General features: G+C 46.4%; 15 protein-coding genes. 7 read left to right on the plus strand and 8 right to left on the minus strand.

Annotated elements, in window-relative coordinates:
- Window positions 1–15: 15 nt before the first annotated feature.
- The 3 genes from yidD to rpmH are packed head-to-tail and all read right to left on the minus strand — an operon-like array spanning window position 16 to window position 774.
- Window positions 16–294 carry a membrane protein insertion efficiency factor YidD gene (yidD, locus tag BFR57_RS12700; protein WP_083405032.1) on the minus strand — a complete coding sequence of 93 codons (279 nt, stop codon included), beginning with the start codon at window positions 292–294 and terminating at the stop codon, window positions 16–18.
- Window positions 249–620, minus strand: a complete 372-nt coding sequence (rnpA, locus tag BFR57_RS04360) for a ribonuclease P protein component (protein WP_071462835.1) — start codon at window positions 618–620, stop codon at window positions 249–251. The genes yidD and rnpA overlap by 46 nt, the downstream gene beginning before the upstream one ends.
- 19 nt (window positions 621–639) lie before the next feature.
- Entirely contained in the window at window positions 640–774 is a 135-nt protein-coding gene (rpmH, locus tag BFR57_RS04365) for a 50S ribosomal protein L34 (RefSeq protein WP_040487621.1), read from the minus strand.
- Between the two features lie 344 nt (window positions 775–1,118).
- Between rpmH and dnaA the strand changes: the two genes are divergently transcribed.
- The 4 genes from dnaA to gyrB are packed head-to-tail and all read left to right on the plus strand — an operon-like array spanning window position 1,119 to window position 7,138.
- Window positions 1,119–2,483 (plus strand): chromosomal replication initiator protein DnaA, encoded by a 1,365-nt coding sequence (gene dnaA / locus BFR57_RS04370; protein ID WP_071462836.1) that lies wholly within the window; start codon window positions 1,119–1,121, stop codon window positions 2,481–2,483.
- A 32-nt stretch (window positions 2,484–2,515) separates the two neighbouring features.
- Window positions 2,516–3,619 carry a DNA polymerase III subunit beta gene (gene dnaN / locus BFR57_RS04375; RefSeq protein WP_071462837.1) on the plus strand — a complete coding sequence of 368 codons (1,104 nt, stop codon included), beginning with the start codon at window positions 2,516–2,518 and terminating at the stop codon, window positions 3,617–3,619.
- A 7-nt stretch (window positions 3,620–3,626) separates the two neighbouring features.
- On the plus strand, window positions 3,627–4,715 hold the full coding sequence (recF, locus tag BFR57_RS04380; protein ID WP_071462838.1) for a DNA replication/repair protein RecF: 1,089 nt from the start codon (window positions 3,627–3,629) through the stop codon (window positions 4,713–4,715).
- A gap of 2 nt (window positions 4,716–4,717) precedes the next feature.
- A complete protein-coding gene (gyrB, locus tag BFR57_RS04385) occupies window positions 4,718–7,138 on the plus strand; it encodes a DNA topoisomerase (ATP-hydrolyzing) subunit B (RefSeq protein ID WP_071462839.1) in 2,421 nt (806 codons plus the stop codon).
- Between the two features lie 75 nt (window positions 7,139–7,213).
- On the opposite strand, the gene glyS is transcribed toward gyrB, so the two are convergent.
- Together glyS and glyQ are read right to left on the minus strand one after the other, a co-directional pair.
- Window positions 7,214–9,280 carry a glycine--tRNA ligase subunit beta gene (gene glyS / locus BFR57_RS04390; protein ID WP_071462840.1) on the minus strand — a complete coding sequence of 689 codons (2,067 nt, stop codon included), beginning with the start codon at window positions 9,278–9,280 and terminating at the stop codon, window positions 7,214–7,216.
- Between the two features lie 2 nt (window positions 9,281–9,282).
- Complete coding sequence (glyQ, locus tag BFR57_RS04395) at window positions 9,283–10,203, minus strand: glycine--tRNA ligase subunit alpha (protein ID WP_071463830.1); 921 nt, start codon at window positions 10,201–10,203, stop codon at window positions 9,283–9,285.
- A gap of 90 nt (window positions 10,204–10,293) precedes the next feature.
- Between glyQ and BFR57_RS04400 the strand changes: the two genes are divergently transcribed.
- Window positions 10,294–10,908: a DNA-3-methyladenine glycosylase I gene (locus BFR57_RS04400; RefSeq protein ID WP_071462841.1), complete on the plus strand. Its 615-nt coding sequence runs from the start codon at window positions 10,294–10,296 to the stop codon at window positions 10,906–10,908.
- A gap of 1 nt (window position 10,909) precedes the next feature.
- Window positions 10,910–11,389 carry a GNAT family N-acetyltransferase gene (locus BFR57_RS04405; RefSeq protein WP_006954128.1) on the plus strand — a complete coding sequence of 160 codons (480 nt, stop codon included), beginning with the start codon at window positions 10,910–10,912 and terminating at the stop codon, window positions 11,387–11,389.
- Window positions 11,390–11,411: 22 nt separating this feature from the next.
- Here the strand turns inward: BFR57_RS04405 and tusA are convergent, their stop codons facing one another.
- The 3 genes from tusA to fadB all read right to left on the minus strand — a co-directional run bounded on the left by tusA (window position 11,412) and on the right by fadB (window position 15,070).
- On the minus strand, window positions 11,412–11,651 hold the full coding sequence (gene tusA, locus BFR57_RS04410) for a sulfurtransferase TusA (protein WP_071462842.1): 240 nt from the start codon (window positions 11,649–11,651) through the stop codon (window positions 11,412–11,414).
- A gap of 80 nt (window positions 11,652–11,731) precedes the next feature.
- The gene (gene fadA, locus BFR57_RS04415; RefSeq protein WP_006954125.1) at window positions 11,732–12,895 is read right to left on the minus strand and encodes an acetyl-CoA C-acyltransferase FadA; all 1,164 of its coding nucleotides are present in this window, start codon (window positions 12,893–12,895) and stop codon (window positions 11,732–11,734) included.
- Between the two features lie 18 nt (window positions 12,896–12,913).
- Complete coding sequence (gene fadB / locus BFR57_RS04420; protein WP_071462843.1) at window positions 12,914–15,070, minus strand: fatty acid oxidation complex subunit alpha FadB; 2,157 nt, start codon at window positions 15,068–15,070, stop codon at window positions 12,914–12,916.
- Window positions 15,071–15,204: 134 nt separating this feature from the next.
- On the opposite strand from fadB, the gene BFR57_RS04425 reads away from it, so the two are divergent.
- Window positions 15,205–17,166, plus strand: coding sequence for a transglycosylase SLT domain-containing protein (locus BFR57_RS04425; RefSeq protein WP_071462844.1), 1,962 nt, complete (start codon window positions 15,205–15,207; stop codon window positions 17,164–17,166).
- Window positions 17,167–17,170: the final 4 nt, after the last annotated feature.

The following is a 17,170-nucleotide window of genomic DNA, read 5'->3' on the forward strand; positions in this document are numbered from 1 at the left end:
GTCTCTATTACTTGTCTATTTCTTTGACTGTGAATGATTCGGTTCGATGTTATCAGAAGAAACTTCCGGCACAGGATCGAAACCACCTTCGGAACCCGGATGACAGCGGCTAAGCCTTTTTGCTGCCAACCCAATGCCGCGTATTGTACCGTGTTTCTGTATTGCCTCACAGGCATAATGTGAACATGACGGATAAAAACGACATCGAGGGCCGATTAACGGCGAAATAACCAGCTGATAAAACTTTATCAGGCCGATTGGTATTGCTTGCAACGCTTTGCTAATTTTCGCCATAGATAATTTAACGTATCAGCCATTTGAGCATTATCGAGCGTATCAATGCCGTGTTTAGCAATGATGACAATATCGAACGCTGGAATATCATGCTGCTTAAGTCTGAATGTTTCGCGCACTTGACGCTTGAATCGATTCCGAGCGACAGCTGTTTTAGCACGTTTTTTACTGATAGTAACGCCAATTCTGGGATGCCCAAGTTGGTTAGGGCAGGCAAGCATGGTGATATGCGCTGTGACAGCTTTAACGGGAGGATTATCGAAAACCGTCTGGAAGTGCGAGGGAGTTAAGAGCCTTAACTCCCGTCCATAATGATAGTGCGTCACTGAATGGACACTATCTATCTTATGCGCTTAATACTTTACGACCACGTGCACGACGACGTGCAATAACCTTACGGCCATTTTTGGTTGCCATACGAGCACGGAAACCGTGGGTGCGCTTGCGTTTTAATACGCTTGGTTGAAAAGTTCTTTTCATAACATTAATTCCATCGGTCAGATTGTTACTTTCCCACGCTGGCCGAAAATCTTCTGAGTCACCAAACGTGAAGGTAAAAAATTGTGAGCGCGGATCTTACTCGATCCTCTGGGCTATAGTCAATGTATTTAGGTCAAAAAATCAGTTTAAAGATGAATCATTTCATCCACAATTAGTCGGTTAGGGCGGTAAGGCATTGTGGATAAGAAACAAGTTATCCAACTTTAACAGTTTGCTTAAAAAATCAACTTTCTATCGCTGTAGCGCTTTTATAGGTAGCGATTTTAGCTAATCTAGAGTAAACTTATAGACATTAAAATTATAACTAAAAGGGAGTAGGTAGTGTGAATAATTCGCTTTGGCAACAATGTGTTGAGCGACTGCAAGCAGAATTGCCGTTGCAGCAGTTCAATACCTGGATCAGGCCTTTGCAGTCTGAGCTGACCGGCGACACACTGACTCTTTATGCTCCGAATATTTACTCCCTTGATTGGGTGCGCGATAAGTACCTAAATACAATCAACAGTTACCTCAGTTCACTGACCGACGACAAAGCGCCTGATGTGGTGTTGGAAGTTGGTAATGTAAGTAGTGCAGCACCTGCGCGTAGTACGAATCAGCCAAGAGCGAACCAACGTCGAAGTCAAACAAATCGTGGCTCAGATAATTCATTACGGTCTGAGTCTTTCGAGAGCAACATTCACCCGGAATATACGTTTGATAACTTTGTAGAAGGTAAAAGTAACCAATTGGCGCGAGCCGCTGCCATCCAAGTCGCCGAAAACCCGGGCGGTGTTTATAACCCGTTGTTTGTATACGGTGGCACGGGGCTTGGTAAAACGCATCTGTTGCACGCCGTGGGTAACGGCATTATGCAGCATAAAAAAGATGCGAAGGTGTTTTATATTCGTGCAGAGCGGTTCGTACAGGACATGGTTAATTCGATACGTAATAGTTCGACCAATGAATTTAAAAAGTACTACCGTTCGGTAGATGCATTGTTAATTGACGATATTCATTTCTTTGCCAATAAAAAAGGCTCGCAAGAAGAGTTTTTCCATACTTTCAATGCGTTGCTAGAAGGCAATCAACAAATCATCATGACCAGCGATCTTTATCCCAAAGAAATCGATGGTGTTGAAGATCGACTCAAATCGCGTTTTGGCTGGGGGTTAACGATAGCAATAGAGCCACCTGAACTTGAAACGCGCGTAGCTATTCTTATAAGGAAAGCCGAAGAACGTGGCTTGCACATGCCACACGAAGTGGCGTTTTTTATCGCAAAACGACTACGTTCAAACGTTCGTGAGCTCGAGGGCGCACTCAACCGAGTTGTTGCAAATGTGTCTCTAACAGGTCGACCGATTACCATCGACTTTGTTCGAGAAGCATTGCGTGACTTAATAGCTGCACAGGAAAAGCTCGTAACTATTGATAATATTCAGAAAACCGTGGCTGAATATTACAACATTAAATTAGCTGATATATTATCTAAACGTAGAAGTCGTTCGGTTGCTCGTCCGCGTCAATTGGCAATGGCGTTGGCAAAAGAGCTAACGAACCACAGTCTTCCTGAAATAGGTGATGCGTTTGGTGGTCGCGACCACACGACGGTATTGCATGCGTGCCGTAAAATTCAGGAATTAAAAGAAGAACAACACGACATTAAAGAAGACTATCGCAATCTGATTAGGACGCTATCCTCTTAATTGGAACGGCACTCTCAACAGGGGACTCATCAATGAAATTTACGGTAAGCCGAGATGCATTTTTAAAACCTCTACAAATTGTGAGCGGAGCAGTTGAACGTAGACATACGCTGCCAATTCTGTCGAACTTATTACTTAAGGTTGAGGGCGATACATTACGCCTTACAGGTACCGATCTTGAGGTGGAGTTAATCTCATCGGTCAACGTTGAGTCGTCGGGTGGTGATGGTATGGTTACGGTTCCGGCGAAAAAGTTATTGGATATTGTACGTAGTTTGCCTGATGAGTCGCCTATTGAATTAGTGGGTGATGAAGAGGGGGTTCGTGTTCGCTCGGGTCGCAGTAAATTTAAACTTAGCTCTCTCAGCGCTGATGACTTTCCCAATATCGAAGACTGGTCCAGTGAAGTTAATTTTGTTACGTCACAGGATACGTTGAAACGACTCATGGAAAAAACACACTTTTCCATGGCTAATCAAGATGTTCGTTATTACCTCAACGGTATGCTATTTGAGACAGACGCAAATATGTTGCGTTCTGTTGCGACAGATGGTCACCGATTAGCAATGAGCAATTGCTACATTGAACAGCCAGGATTAAGTCAACGCCAAGTTATTGTTCCTAGAAAAGGCGTGGTGGAGTTACTTCGTTTGCTTAGTGACGATGATTCAGAAGTAGCGGTGGCGATTGGTAACAATCATATTCGTGTAGAGACAACGGATATTGTATTTACCAGTAAACTCGTCGATGGCCGTTTTCCTGATTATCGTCGTGTTGTACCGCAAGGTGGCGATAAGCAAATCTTCGCAGATCGTGATTTACTTCGCCAAGCGTTTAGTCGGGCATCAATCTTATCGAATGAAAAGTTTCGTGGAGTTCGCTTAAATATTGGTGCGAATGAATTATGCATCACAGCGACAAACCCAGAGCAGGAGCAAGCAGAAGAGGTCATCGAAGTTGGCTATGATGGCGAAGCTATTGAAATTGGCTTTAATGTCAGCTACTTGTTGGATGTTTTAAATAACATTGAAACTGAGGAAGTCTGCTTTATCTTATCTGACGCCAATAGCAGTGCATTAGTTGAGCCGAAGGACGACGACTCTTGCTGCTACGTTGTAATGCCAATGAGGCTGTAATTAGTATATGCGGCTGAACGCGCTTAAGACAATTAGCTTTAGAAATTTTAAGCGCTTTGACTTAGCGGCTTCTCCAAACGCCAACCTGATTGGTGGTTTGAACGGCTCTGGAAAGACGTCACTCATTGAAGCTATATATTTGCTCGGGTTTGGGCGTAGCTTTCGTCCAGGAGGCTATAAGCAGCTTATTAATCACAACGAGACAGAATTTACCGTTTTTTGCGAAGCATTGTCCGATACGGGTGACGTCATCAAGATCGGCTTACGTCGAACAAGCGAAGGTGAGATACAGCTTCGCTTAAACGGTGATACGGTTCATAAGTTGTCAGAAATAGCGCGCCACATCCCCGTCCAGCTATTTACTCCAGAATCTGTTGAACTGATTTTAAGTGGTCCAAGCCTTAGGCGGCAGTTTATGGATTGGGGGGTGTTCCACGTGGAACATGCGTTTTATGATCTTTGGGTCGCTTACACTAAGTCACTGAAGCAGCGAAATCACTTACTTCGTTCAAAAGGTGACATGCGACAAGACAGTTTTTGGCGCGCCCAGATTGCTCGTTTGGGGCATGAGATTACTGAGTTACGCAGCGTTTATATACAAGAAATTGAAAATTTCATTACAAACAGTGCAACATTCTTTCTGCCGGATGTTAAACTGGAAGTTGGTTTAAAGCAGGGCTGGGACCAAAGTTCCAGCCTTGCGGAAGCACTAGAAAAACATACTGAACGTGACCGTCGATATGGGCACACGTCAGTTGGCCCTCACAAGGCAGATCTGAAATTAACCGTCGATGGAGTTGACGCTAAGCTCGTGCTATCGAGAGGCCAATTAAAACTATTAGTCGCGAGTCTAAAGCTAGCGCAGGCTGCGCATTATAATGCTAAGAAAGATAGCAGCTGCATTTTTTTAGTGGATGATATTACCTCTGAGCTAGATGAGGCAAATCAGGAAAAATTTATAACAGCTCTGGAGCAATTGGGATGTCAAAGCTTTATCACCGCGATTGATTCGTCGCCGGTTGCTCGACTGTTTAAACAAAATCCGAGAGTGTTCCACGTGGAACACGGGATATTGAAACAACAAACTGAGAATTAATTATGTCAGATAACAATTACGGCTCCTCGAGTATTAAAGTTCTTAAAGGACTTGATGCGGTAAGAAAGCGCCCGGGAATGTATATCGGCGATACCGATGATGGAACGGGTTTACACCATATGGTGTTTGAGGTAGTGGATAACTCAATCGATGAAGCACTCGCAGGCCATTGTACCGGCGTAGACGTGCGCATCCACTCCGACGGCTCAGTATCTGTCCGTGATGATGGTCGAGGTATCCCTGTTGATCTTCACGAAGAAGAGGGTGTATCAGCGGCTCAAGTCATCATGACTGTATTGCACGCGGGCGGTAAGTTTGATGACAATTCTTATAAAGTCTCGGGTGGTTTGCACGGTGTTGGTGTATCTGTTGTAAACGCATTGTCTGATAAATTGAAACTGACGATTAGACGTCAGGGTCACGTTTATGAACAGACCTATCATCTTGGTGAACCTGAAACTGATGTACAACAAATCGGTGATACGGATCAGACAGGTACGGAACTGCGATTCTGGCCAAGCGCTGGCATCTTCTCTGATACCGAGTTTCACTATGATATTTTAGCAAAGCGTTTACGTGAGTTGTCGTTCTTGAACTCAGGCGTTGCAATACGGTTATCAGACGAGCGTGATGACCGTTCTGATGAGTTTAAATACGAGGGCGGTATATCTGCATTCGTTTCTTATCTTAATAAGGCTAAAACAGCGATTCACCCAAATCCTTTCCACTTTACTTGCGAACGAGAGGAAGACGGAATTTCTGTTGAAGTGAGCATGCAGTGGAACGATTCATTCCAAGAGAATATCTATTGTTATACCAACAATATTCCTCAACGAGATGGTGGTACGCATTTGGCTGGTTTTCGTGCCGCGTTAACGCGTACATTAAACAGCTATATGGAAAAAGAAGGCTTTACCAAAAAAACTAAGACCGCAGCGACAGGGGACGATGCGCGTGAAGGTTTAACAGCCGTTATTTCCGTTAAGGTACCTGACCCCAAATTTTCGTCGCAGACGAAAGACAAATTGGTTTCATCTGAAGTTAAGTCAGCTGTCGAGCAAGCAATGAACGAGCGTTTAGCGGACTTTTTATTAGAGAATCCTCAAGATGCCAAACTCATCGTTAACAAAATCGTGGATGCAGCACGAGCCCGAGAGGCAGCGCGTAAAGCACGTGAAATGACTCGACGTAAAGGGGCGCTTGATATCGCTGGTTTGCCAGGAAAACTTGCCGACTGCCAAGAGAAAGATCCGGCACTATCTGAACTTTACATTGTGGAGGGTGACTCTGCGGGTGGTTCTGCTAAGCAAGGCCGCAACCGTAAGAACCAGGCGATACTTCCACTAAAAGGTAAAATTCTCAATGTTGAGAAGGCACGCTTCGATAAGATGCTTTCATCTCAAGAAGTCGGTACGCTAATTACTGCGATGGGCTGTGGCATCGGTCGTGACGAGTACGATCCAGACAAAACCCGTTATCACCGCATCATTATTATGACCGATGCTGACGTGGATGGGTCACACATTCGTACGTTGCTTCTGACTTTCTTTTACCGTCAAATGCCGGAAATTATTGAGCGTGGCTATATTTATATTGCTCAGCCACCGCTATATAAGGTCAAAAAAGGTAAGCAGGAAACCTATATTAAAGATGATCCCGCTTTAATTCGTTATTTAACAAGTTTGGCGCTAGACAATGCATCGCTACACCCAACCGCAGAAGCCCCTGGAATCGGTGGTGAGCATCTTGAAAACTTGGTGAACGGCTATCAATTGGCGCAAGAAACGATTAAACGTTTATCTCGTCGTATTCCTGAGAAGTTCTTACAACGTCTCTTCTACGCACCGCGCCTAACTGATGATGCGTTGCGCGATAAGGCATACATGGAAGAGTGGGCTCAGCAATTAAACGATGACCTCACTGCACGCGAAGTAGATTCAGCAACTTATACAATATCTTTGCATGAGGATAATGAACGTAAGATGTGGCTTCCTACCACGCGTATTCGTCAACATGGTGTTGATACCGATTATCCTCTTAATTATGAATTCTTGATGTCGAAAGATTACGAGCAAATCGTCACAGTCGGTAAGGAGATACACGCACTGGTCGAAGAGGGTGGCTATGTCACACGCGGTGAAAAGCGCCAGCCAGTTTCTCACTTTGTAGAAGCAGTTGAGTGGCTAATTTCTGAATCTAAGCGCGGTCTTTATGTACAGCGTTATAAAGGTTTGGGTGAGATGAATCCAGAGCAATTGTGGGAAACTACGATGGACCCAGAGACTCGTCGAATGCTTCAAGTTACAATTGAAGATGCAATCGGTGCGGATCAGTTGTTCTCTACATTGATGGGTGATGATGTCGAACCTCGTCGAAACTTCATTGAATCGAACGCATTGAAAGTGGCAAACCTAGACGTCTAAAGTACAGCCAGCTACTACTAAACAAGCATAAAAAAACCCGCTCAATGAGCGGGTTTTTTATTACCGCAATTGCAGTTATTGCAATAACGAGATATCGGCAACTCGCAAGAACATAGCGCGAAGCTGATACAAAAGGTTTAAACGATTTTGGCGAACTGCGAGATCGTCGTCATTAACCATAACGTTCTCGAAAAAGTCATCGATAGGTGACTTCAGCGCAGCCATTCGTGTCAGCGCTCCCTCATAGTTGCCCGCAGCTAACTCAGGCTCGGCGCTTGTTTCCGTCTCCGAAATCTGTGCTGCTAACGTCTTTTCTTCGGCTGCCTTAAGCAAGTCGTGGTCGACCTGGCCTGTAAGCGCAATATCAGATTTAGAAAGAATATTGCTAACACGCTTATTAGCCGCTGAGAGGCTCTCTGCCGCCTCATGTTGTTTAAATGCAGTTACCGCATGTATGCGCAGGTTAAAGTCAGCAGGGCGTGAAGGAGCGCGTGCTAACACTGCTTGAATAACATCTACAGCAACACCTTGCTCTTGATACCAAGGACGGAAGCGACCCACGATGAATTCGAATACGTTCTCGCGAACATTTGCGTTGCTGATGCGAGTACCGAATCCTTCAATCGCTGCGTCAATTAAATCGTATAGGTCGAGATTTAAATTAGACTCAACAATAATGCGAATTAAGCCCAAAGCGGCTCGACGTAGAGCAAATGGGTCACGGTCGCCTTTAGGTGTTTGACCAATACCAAAGATACCCACTAACGAATCAAGTTTATCGGCCAGAGCAACGGCGCGGCTAACATCAGAAGTGGGTAAGTTATCGCCCGCAAAGCGTGGCCAATAGTGTTGTTCAATGGCATCAGCAACTTCTGCAGCTAAACCATCGTTAAGTGCATAATGGCGACCCATAACACCTTGGGTTTCCGGAAATTCCGACACCATATCGGTAACTAAGTCCGCTTTACACAGTTCACCCGCTTGATGCGCTAGTTGCTCATCAGCGTTAAGCGATTTAGCAATCTTCGCACCGAGCGTAGCAATACGCTCAGACTTGTCCTTCATCGTACCTAGCTGCTTTTGAAATAACACGGTCGCTAGCTTATCTAGGCGCGACTTGAGCGTTTTCTTTTTATCCGACTCGAAGAAGAACTGCGCATCAGCTAGGCGAGGGCGCACGACACGTTCGTTGCCTTTGATGACTTGCGCGGGGTCTTTACTATCGATATTGGTGATAAAAATGAATACTGGCTTTAATCCACCTTCATTGTCCTCGACAGGAAAGTAACGCTGATCATCTTTCATAGTCACGATCAGCGCTTCTTTAGGCACTGTTAAAAATTGTTCTTCAAAACTCGCTGATAGCGCAACAGGCCACTCGACAAGCGCTGATACTTCTTCGACTAGGTCTTCATCCGCTTCGACTTTGCCACCTAGCTGTGAAGCTAAGTCGTTGATTGAACTGCGGATTAATTCCATGCGTTTCGTCTGGTCGGCGATCACGTGATGTTTATAGAGTTGTGATTCGTAATCGTCTGCATGCTGTATATCAAAGCCATCGGGTGCGTGGAAACGGTGCGCATTAATGTGCCGACCGCTTTTAATTCCAAGCAAGCTCGCATCAATGAGTTCATCACCAAACAGTAAGGTTAGGGTATGCACAGGACGAATGAATTGTGCATCGGAATCACCCCAACGCATCGGCTTTGGAATAGGAAGTCTCTTTAAAGCATCCTCGACGATACCAGGCAGTAATTGCGCAAGCGCTTTGCCTTTAACCTCGGCTTTGTGTAACAGCCAAGCACCTTTATCTGTCTCTAGTCGCTCTGCTTCGTTGACCTCAATACCATTAGAGCGTGCCCAGCCTTGCGCTGCTTTAGTGGGTTGACCGGATTCATCAAAAGCCACGTCGATTGAAGGGCCGCGCTTTTCCACGACTTTATCTTGCTGCTGACCTTGCAACGCATCAACTACAACGGCTAAGCGACGAGGCGTCGCAAGGGCTTTAACACCATTGAATGCTAATTCAGCATTGGTCAAACCCTCTTCAATGCCTTGCTTAAAGCTCTCACTTAACTGCTTAAGTGCTTTTGGTGGAAGCTCTTCGGTTCCTAATTCTACGAGTAAAGTATCTTGCTTCACAATTAAGCTCCTTTCGCTTCCGATGAGGTTTCACATAAAGGAAAGCCAAGTGCCTCACGCGCTTGGTAATAAACTTCAGCACACGCCTTGGCCATGGTTCTGACGCGCAGGATATAGCGTTGGCGTTCCGTCACAGAGATTGCGTGACGTGCATCAAGTAAGTTAAAAGCATGTGACGCTTTCATCACCTGCTCATAGGCCGGGAGTGATAAGCCGCGCTCAATGAGCACATTGCACTCTTGCTCGCACTCATCAAAGCGGCGAAAAAGAGTGTCGGTATCGGCGATTTCAAAGTTATATGTTGATTGCTCCACTTCATTTTGATGGAACACATCGCGATAATAGATCTTGCCACGTGGACCATCAGCCCACACCAAGTCATAGATGCTGTCGACACCCTGAATATACATGGCTAGACGTTCAAGACCGTAAGTGATTTCACCAGCAACAGGTTTACATTCAATGCCACCGACTTGCTGGAAGTAAGTGAACTGCGTCACTTCCATGCCATTTAACCAGACTTCCCAACCTAGGCCCCAAGCGCCCAACGTCGGGCTTTCCCAGTTGTCCTCAACAAAGCGAATATCGTGCGTGAGAGGGTCAAAACCAAGCAATTTTAATGAGCCTAAATACAGTTCTTGAATATCTTTCGGCGAAGGCTTCATGATGACTTGAAACTGATAGTAATGTTGCAACCGATTGGGGTTCTCACCGTAGCGCCCATCAGTTGGTCGACGACAAGGCTGCACATAAGCAAAGCTTGCCGGCTCTGGACCGAGAGAGCGTAAAAAGGTCATGGGGTGGAACGTACCCGCACCGACTTCCATGTCCAATGGTTGTACTACCGCACAACCTTGTTGAGCCCAATAATCTTGCAGGGCGAGAATGAGCCCTTGAAAAGTATTAACGTCGTATTTTGCCATAAATGTCTGCAACCTATTTTTTGGTTGACCAAAGATAATCATATATGCCTAGATTATACCCTTTGATAAGCCTCGGTTATAGGGGATAAAATGACAAATCAACAACTCGTTCGTTGTGGTTGGTGTGAAGGGGACGGTGAATACGAGCACTATCACGATACTTTATGGGGCCGACCAGTGGACGACTCCCAGGAGCTGTTCGCAAAATTGTGCCTTGATGGTCAGCAAGCTGGACTGAGTTGGCTGACCATTTTGAGAAAATGGGACGCCTACCATGAGTTGTTTCACAACTTTGACCCGGATGCGCTATTAGCGATGCCAAATGCAGAGCGTGAAGCACTGTATAGCAACCCTGCCATTATTCGCAGTAAAGCGAAAATAGATGCAATATTTACTAATGCGCGTGCATACCTTAAATTGCGTGATAGGGGACAAAACTTTAGCGAATTTTTGTGGAAATTCGTCGATTTTGAACCCACAATTAATGCGTATCAGGCATTATCTGAAGTACCAACAGAAACTGAAGCATCACGTCAGATGGCAAAAGCCTTAAAAAAGGAAGGTTTTAAGTTTGTCGGTCCGACAATCTGTTATGCTTTTATGGAAGCTGTGGGTATGGTAAACGACCATCTCGTTGACTGCCATTGTTATCAACCATGCAAGACAGCGATGGAAACATTTAGACTGAGCACTAATTGGAAGTGATATGATAGAAATTACCTTGGCTGACTACGCCAACCCAGCACATGCCCAAGCAGTGGTAAATATGCTCGACATGTATGCAAAAGACCCAATGGGGGGCGGAGAAGGAATATCGGAAGAGGTAAAGGATAACCTCATTAAAGAGATGGCCAAACGGGATAATGTATTTTCCTTACTTGCATTCGACGGTGACCAACCCGTCGGCGTTGTGAATTGTGTAGAAGGTTTCTCAACTTTTGCGGCAAAACCATTAATGAATATCCACGACATTGCAGTGGTCGATGAGTATCGTGGCCAGGGTGTTGCACAAAAGCTACTTGAAGAAGTTAAGACCTTGGCGCAGTTTCGTGGTTGCGTAAAATTGACATTGGAAGTACTCACTCACAACGACCGTGCTAAAAAAGCTTACGAGAACTTTGGCTTCAAGCCTTATGAGCTGGGCGATGTTGGCCAAGCAGAGTTCTGGGAGTGTTATTTAAACTGAATTGATTGCCAGAGTCGCACGTCTAATCGTGCGACTTCTCTATCCAATATCTGAATGGTGTGTCTGCAACAGATTGCTGCACTAACTTGTGCTCCATGAACTCACAGAATTGTGGAATGTCGCGTCGCGTGGCAGGGTCATCGGCTATCACCATCAGTACCTGACCCACCGTTAACTTGCGGATCGTGGCACGCACCAACATGACGGGCTCTGGGCATCTCAGACCTAGGGTATCTAATTCTTTGTCGGCTTTGATTTGCATCGCTCATCGCTCGTATAAGAGAGTCATAAAAAAGCCCATGATACCATAGGTACCATGGGCTTTTATCTATCTAAGAGCGTTTAAACGCGCTCGAAGACCGTTGCTATACCCTGACCTAGGCCAATGCACATCGTTGCTAAGCCGAGTTTAGCGTCTTTTTCTTCCATTAAGTTAATCAGCGTCGTAGAGATACGCGCCCCAGAACAACCGAGTGGATGGCCTAAGGCAATGGCACCGCCGTTCAGGTTGACCTTGTCTTCCATTTGATCGAATAGTTTAAGACCTTTAAGCACAGGGAGTGATTGAGCGGCAAACGCTTCGTTAAGCTCAACGACATCGATGTCATCCATGCTTACGCCTGCACGTTTCAGTGCCTTTTCGGTCGCCGGCACCGGGCCATAGCCCATGATGCTTGGATCGCAACCAGCGACAGCCATCGAACGGATTTTGACACGCGGCGTTAAACCTAAGGCTTTTGCTTTTTCTGCAGACATGACTAGCATTGCCGCAGCACCGTCAGATAGCGCTGATGAAGTGCCTGCGGTCACTGTACCGTTAGCAGGGTCAAATACTGGGCGCAGCTGAGCAAGAGACTCCGCTGTGGTTTCCGGACGAATGACTTCATCGGTTGTAACACGAACCAGTTCGCCTTTTTCGTTGTGGCCATTAATCGCGTAGATTTCTTTAGCGAAGCGTCCCTCAACCGTTGCTTGGTGTGCACGTTGGTGAGAGCGTGCACCAAAGGCATCTTGTTGTTCGCGAGAGATACCAAACTTGCGCGACAACAGTTCTGCCGTCATACCCATACTACCCGCAGCGCGTGCCACGGATTTATTCATACCTGGATGAAAGTCGATACCATGAGTCATAGGCACATGACCCATATGTTCAACACCGCCCGCCATAAAGATGTCACCGTCGCCATTCATGATTGCGCGTGTTGCATCATGCAGCGCTTGCATCGATGAGCCACATAAGCGGTTTACGGTAACGCCAGCGACCGAATGTGGAATGCCTGCGATAAGCGCTGAGTTACGGGCAATATTAAAGCCTTGTTCAAGTGTTTGCTGAACACAACCCCAATAGATGTCTTCTAGTTCATTGACATCCACTTCGGGGTTACGCTCAAGTAGGCCTTTCATCAATGCGGCCGACAGGTCCTCGGCGCGCGTATGGCGAAAAACGCCATTCTTAGAACGTCCCATTGGGGTGCGAATACAGTCTACGATTACTACGTCTTTCATTATAAAATCCTCCTCGCCTTACTTCGCGCTAGTTGTGTCGAAGTAAGATTTGCCCGCTTTCGCCATTTCGCGCATTCCGTCAGTCACTTGGTAGATTTCACCTAAGTGTGCGTATTTATCAGCGAGCTTCACAAAATTCTCGATACCCACGGTTTCTAAGTAACGGAAAGGTCCGCCACGGAAAGGAGGGAAGCCAAGACCGTAAAGTAAGGCAATGTCTGCTTCTGCAGCTGAACCAATAATGCCTTCCTCAAGACAACGAACTACCTCGTTCACCATTGGGATCATGCAGCGAGCGATAACTTCATCTTTATCTGCTTGCTTACCAGGTTCTGCACCAATGAGTTTATAGGTTTCAGGATCGGCTTCTTTCGTTGGCTTGCCTTTCTTATCGGTGCCATAAACATAGAAACCTTTGCCGTTTTTCTGACCATAGCGCTCTGCCTTTGCTAACTGGGCAATTGCGCTGCTTTCGTTGCGAGCCATGCGCGATGGGAAGCCATCAGCCATGACCACGGTACAATGATCAGCGGTATCAATGCCGACAACGTCGCTCAAGTAAGCAGGGCCCATTGGCCAACCGAACATCTTCTCCATGACCTTATCAATACCAACAAAGTCGATGCCTTCGTCGACCATGCCAGCAAAACCAGCTAAGTAAGGGAAAAGTACACGGTTAACGTAGAAACCAGGGCAGTCGTTAACAACAATCGGTGTTTTACCCAACTTCAGTGCGTAAGCGACAACTGCGGCAACGGTTTCGTCGGAGGTTTTTTCGCCACGGATAATTTCAACCAATGGCATTTTATGCACTGGATTGAAGAAGTGCATACCGCAGAATTTCTCGGGACGCTTGAGGTTTTTCGCCAGTTCCGTGATAGAAATAGTCGATGTGTTTGACGTTAAAATAGCATCGTCGCTGATCACGTCTTCGACTTCTGCTAACACTGAGCCTTTGACTTTTGGATTCTCGACAACCGCCTCAACAACAATATCAACGTCTTTAACTGCGTCATTAAGCAACGTGGGTGTGATAGAAGAAAGTACCTTAATCATTTTTTCGCTAGATACTTTGCCGCGTTCAACACCTTTCTTAAGGATTTTGCCAGCTTCTTTCATTCCCAGATCAAGCGCATCTTGTTTGATGTCTTTCATCACTGCAGGAACGCCTTTGAGCGCTGATTGGTAAGCAATACCACCGCCCATGATGCCGGCGCCCAGTACCGCAGCGGTTTTAATCTCTTTACTTGCGGATTTGGCGTATTTCTTCGACTTTCCTTTGACTGCTTGGTCGGCAAGGAAAATACCCACTTGTGCGTGGCATGCATCGGTCTGGGTTAAATCAAAGAATGCCTGGTTCTCAGCATTTAACGCACCTTCGCGCGCCTCGCGGGCACCATTTTCAATAGCCTCAATCGCTTTATGAGGCGCTGGGTAGTGTTTACCCGCTTTAGCTGCGACCATACCTTTAGCGGTCACTAGCGTCATGGTTAACTCAGTATCGTTCGCTTTAAGCGGTTCCAACTTCGGTTGGCGCTTAGCTTTCCAGTCTTGTTCACCTGCAGCTGCTGCTTTAGCAAGATTCAAAGCCGCTTCAGTGAGGTTGTCCGGTTCAACAACGGCATCAACGGCACCCACTTTTAATGCGTCTAAAGCAGAGTTGTTCTTACCTGTAGTAATCCATTCAAGCGCGTTGTCAGGGCCGATTACACGCGGCAAACGCATGGTGCCACCGAAGCCTGGAATCAGACCTAACTTCACCTCAGGCAAACCAATTGTGGCAGTGCTATCAGCAACACGATAATCACATGCAAGTAGTGCTTCACAGCCGCCACCGAGTGCAAAACCTTTCACGGCGCCAACAGTCGGCACCGGAAGATCTTCTAGCTGATCGAATACGCGTGAAGCTTTTGCGACCCATTCGCGAGTATTCTCAGGATCTGCAAACATGTTTAAGAATTCGGTGATATCAGCACCAACGATGAACGTTGGTTTAGAACTAGTGACAATCACACCACGCAAGTCGTCGGTTTGTGCTAATTGAGTAAGGGCGTCACTAAACTCTTGTAAGGTTTTTTGGTCAAATTTATTAACCGAGCCTTTGGCATCAAACTGAAGCTCTGCAAAACCCGGCTCTATAAAATCAACCCGGATGCTTTCGCCTTGATAAATCATGTTGGGTCTCCCAAGACATCATTAAATTTTTACGTTTCCAATACTTTATTTGGAAAGTAGTTAAGTTAAAGTAAGAAGAGTGTGGCGCGAAAGCGCTAAATTTTCAACGGTTATTTAAACATGCGTTTGAATCAATGAATAAACTGACGTCTATCATTCGTTACAGCTTATTGGCTTGTTTTCTCAGCACAGCGCACGCTATCGCTGCACAGCCGGGTGGACAATCCGTAGCCAATGCTCCTCAGCAATCGGCGGATGTTAGCCAACAGCGTGAGTTGTTTAAGAAAGCTGAATACGCTGCCCGTCGTGGTCGCATTGCTGAATATAACCAACTTTTAGCCCAGTTGGAAAACTATCCGCTTAAACCTTATCTTGAACTTGAGCGATTACAGCAAGTGGGCTACTTAGCCAACGAAGATCGTGTCGTGAGCTTTCTTGAGCAATATAAAGGTACGCCGTTAGACTGGCAATTACGCCAGCCTTGGTTAGATTATTTAGCGCAGCAAGGTGAATACCAGCGTTTTATTCGCGACTTCCGACATCCGGGTACACTGACTCACCAGTGTTATTTAATTGAGGCTGAGCGAGCCGGTGGCTTAGAGGATGGCCCTTTCATTCGTAAGGTGGATGCTATTTGGCGTCACGGTTTTTCTGTGCCGACGGCCTGCGATGCGATTTTAAACGAGTGGGCAGAGCTCGACGCACGTACCAAAGAAAAAGTTTGGCACAGGATAGTGCTTGCGGCAGAAGAGGGAAACCCAACCTTAATCCCTTACCTTACCAGCTTATTACCGAATCGAGAGCAATACTTAGGCGAGCTCTACCACAAGGTGCGCTACTCGCCAGCAGCGATTGGACAACTTTCCAGACTCCGCGGTGTCGATCCTGCCAAAGAGGCACAAATAGCAACGTTTGCGTTGACCAAATTGATTTGGCGAGCAGAAGAGCTCGCACTTAAAGCCTATGAGCGTCTCGTATCACGTTTGCCATTTACCGCAGCGCAGCGGCACAGAATAGCTGAGGAGTTTGCCGTTGCGTTGAGCTTGAAAGAGCACCCTGAAGCGCGAGTTTGGCATCAAAAAGTACCGCCCTCTGAGCTTGATGAGCGTGTATTACAGTGGCGTCTTGCGGCATACCTGCGCGATCATGACTTCGCTGCACTTAAGATGACTATTCAAACACTGCCACCCGCTATCTCGGGTGGTAACCAATGGCAATATTGGCTGGCTCGGGCGATGGAGGAAACCGGCGACAAGTTGAATGCTAATCGAATTTATACGGCGCTGGCCAAAGAGCGCCATTACTATGGCTTTTTGGCTGCGGCGCGTATTGGCGCACCGGTGAGTTTAGAGAAGGACCCGGTCAAGGCAACGCAGACACAGATAACCACCTTATTAGAGCGCGATGATGTTAAACGCGCATATGAGTTTCTTCAATTAGGGCGCGATGTCGATGCCCGTCGCGAGTGGAATCATCTACTCAGTGACATCGACGGTGAGGCATTCAAGACCGCCGCCGTGATAGCCAGTGATTGGGGCTGGCATGATCAAGCCATTTGGACATTGGCCCAAATTGGTCACTTTGATGCTGTAGAGATAAGATTCCCCATGGCTTATAGCGAAATCATCAATCTCTCGTCCGAAAAATACGGTATCGACCCAGCGTGGGCGATGGCAATAACTCGACGTGAGAGTAGTTTTAGAGCCGATGCCTACTCAGGAGCAGGCGCGCGCGGTCTTATGCAGATCTTGCCTGGTACCGCGAAGTTGCTACGCAATGATGATAGCTTTAAACGTCTCAATACACCGGAAGTTAATGTCGCGCTCGGTACTTATTATTTGAGTCGACTGAAAGAACGCTTTGATGGTAATCATGTGCTGGCTACCGCGGCCTACAACGCGGGTTATTATAAGGTCAAAGATTGGCTGCCCTCTGAGTCGACCGCGCTCGATGAATGGGTCGAGATGATCCCTTATTACGAAACGCGGGACTATGTAAAAGCGGTGCTTAGTTATCAACAGATTTATGAACTTCTCAATGGTAAAGAGGTTAATTTATTTGATGCTTTTGCTACCATGAGAGTGAAAGATGACTAACGGT

This window comes from Idiomarina sp. MD25a, assembly GCF_001870515.1.
Lineage (GTDB): Bacteria > Pseudomonadota > Gammaproteobacteria > Enterobacterales > Alteromonadaceae > Idiomarina.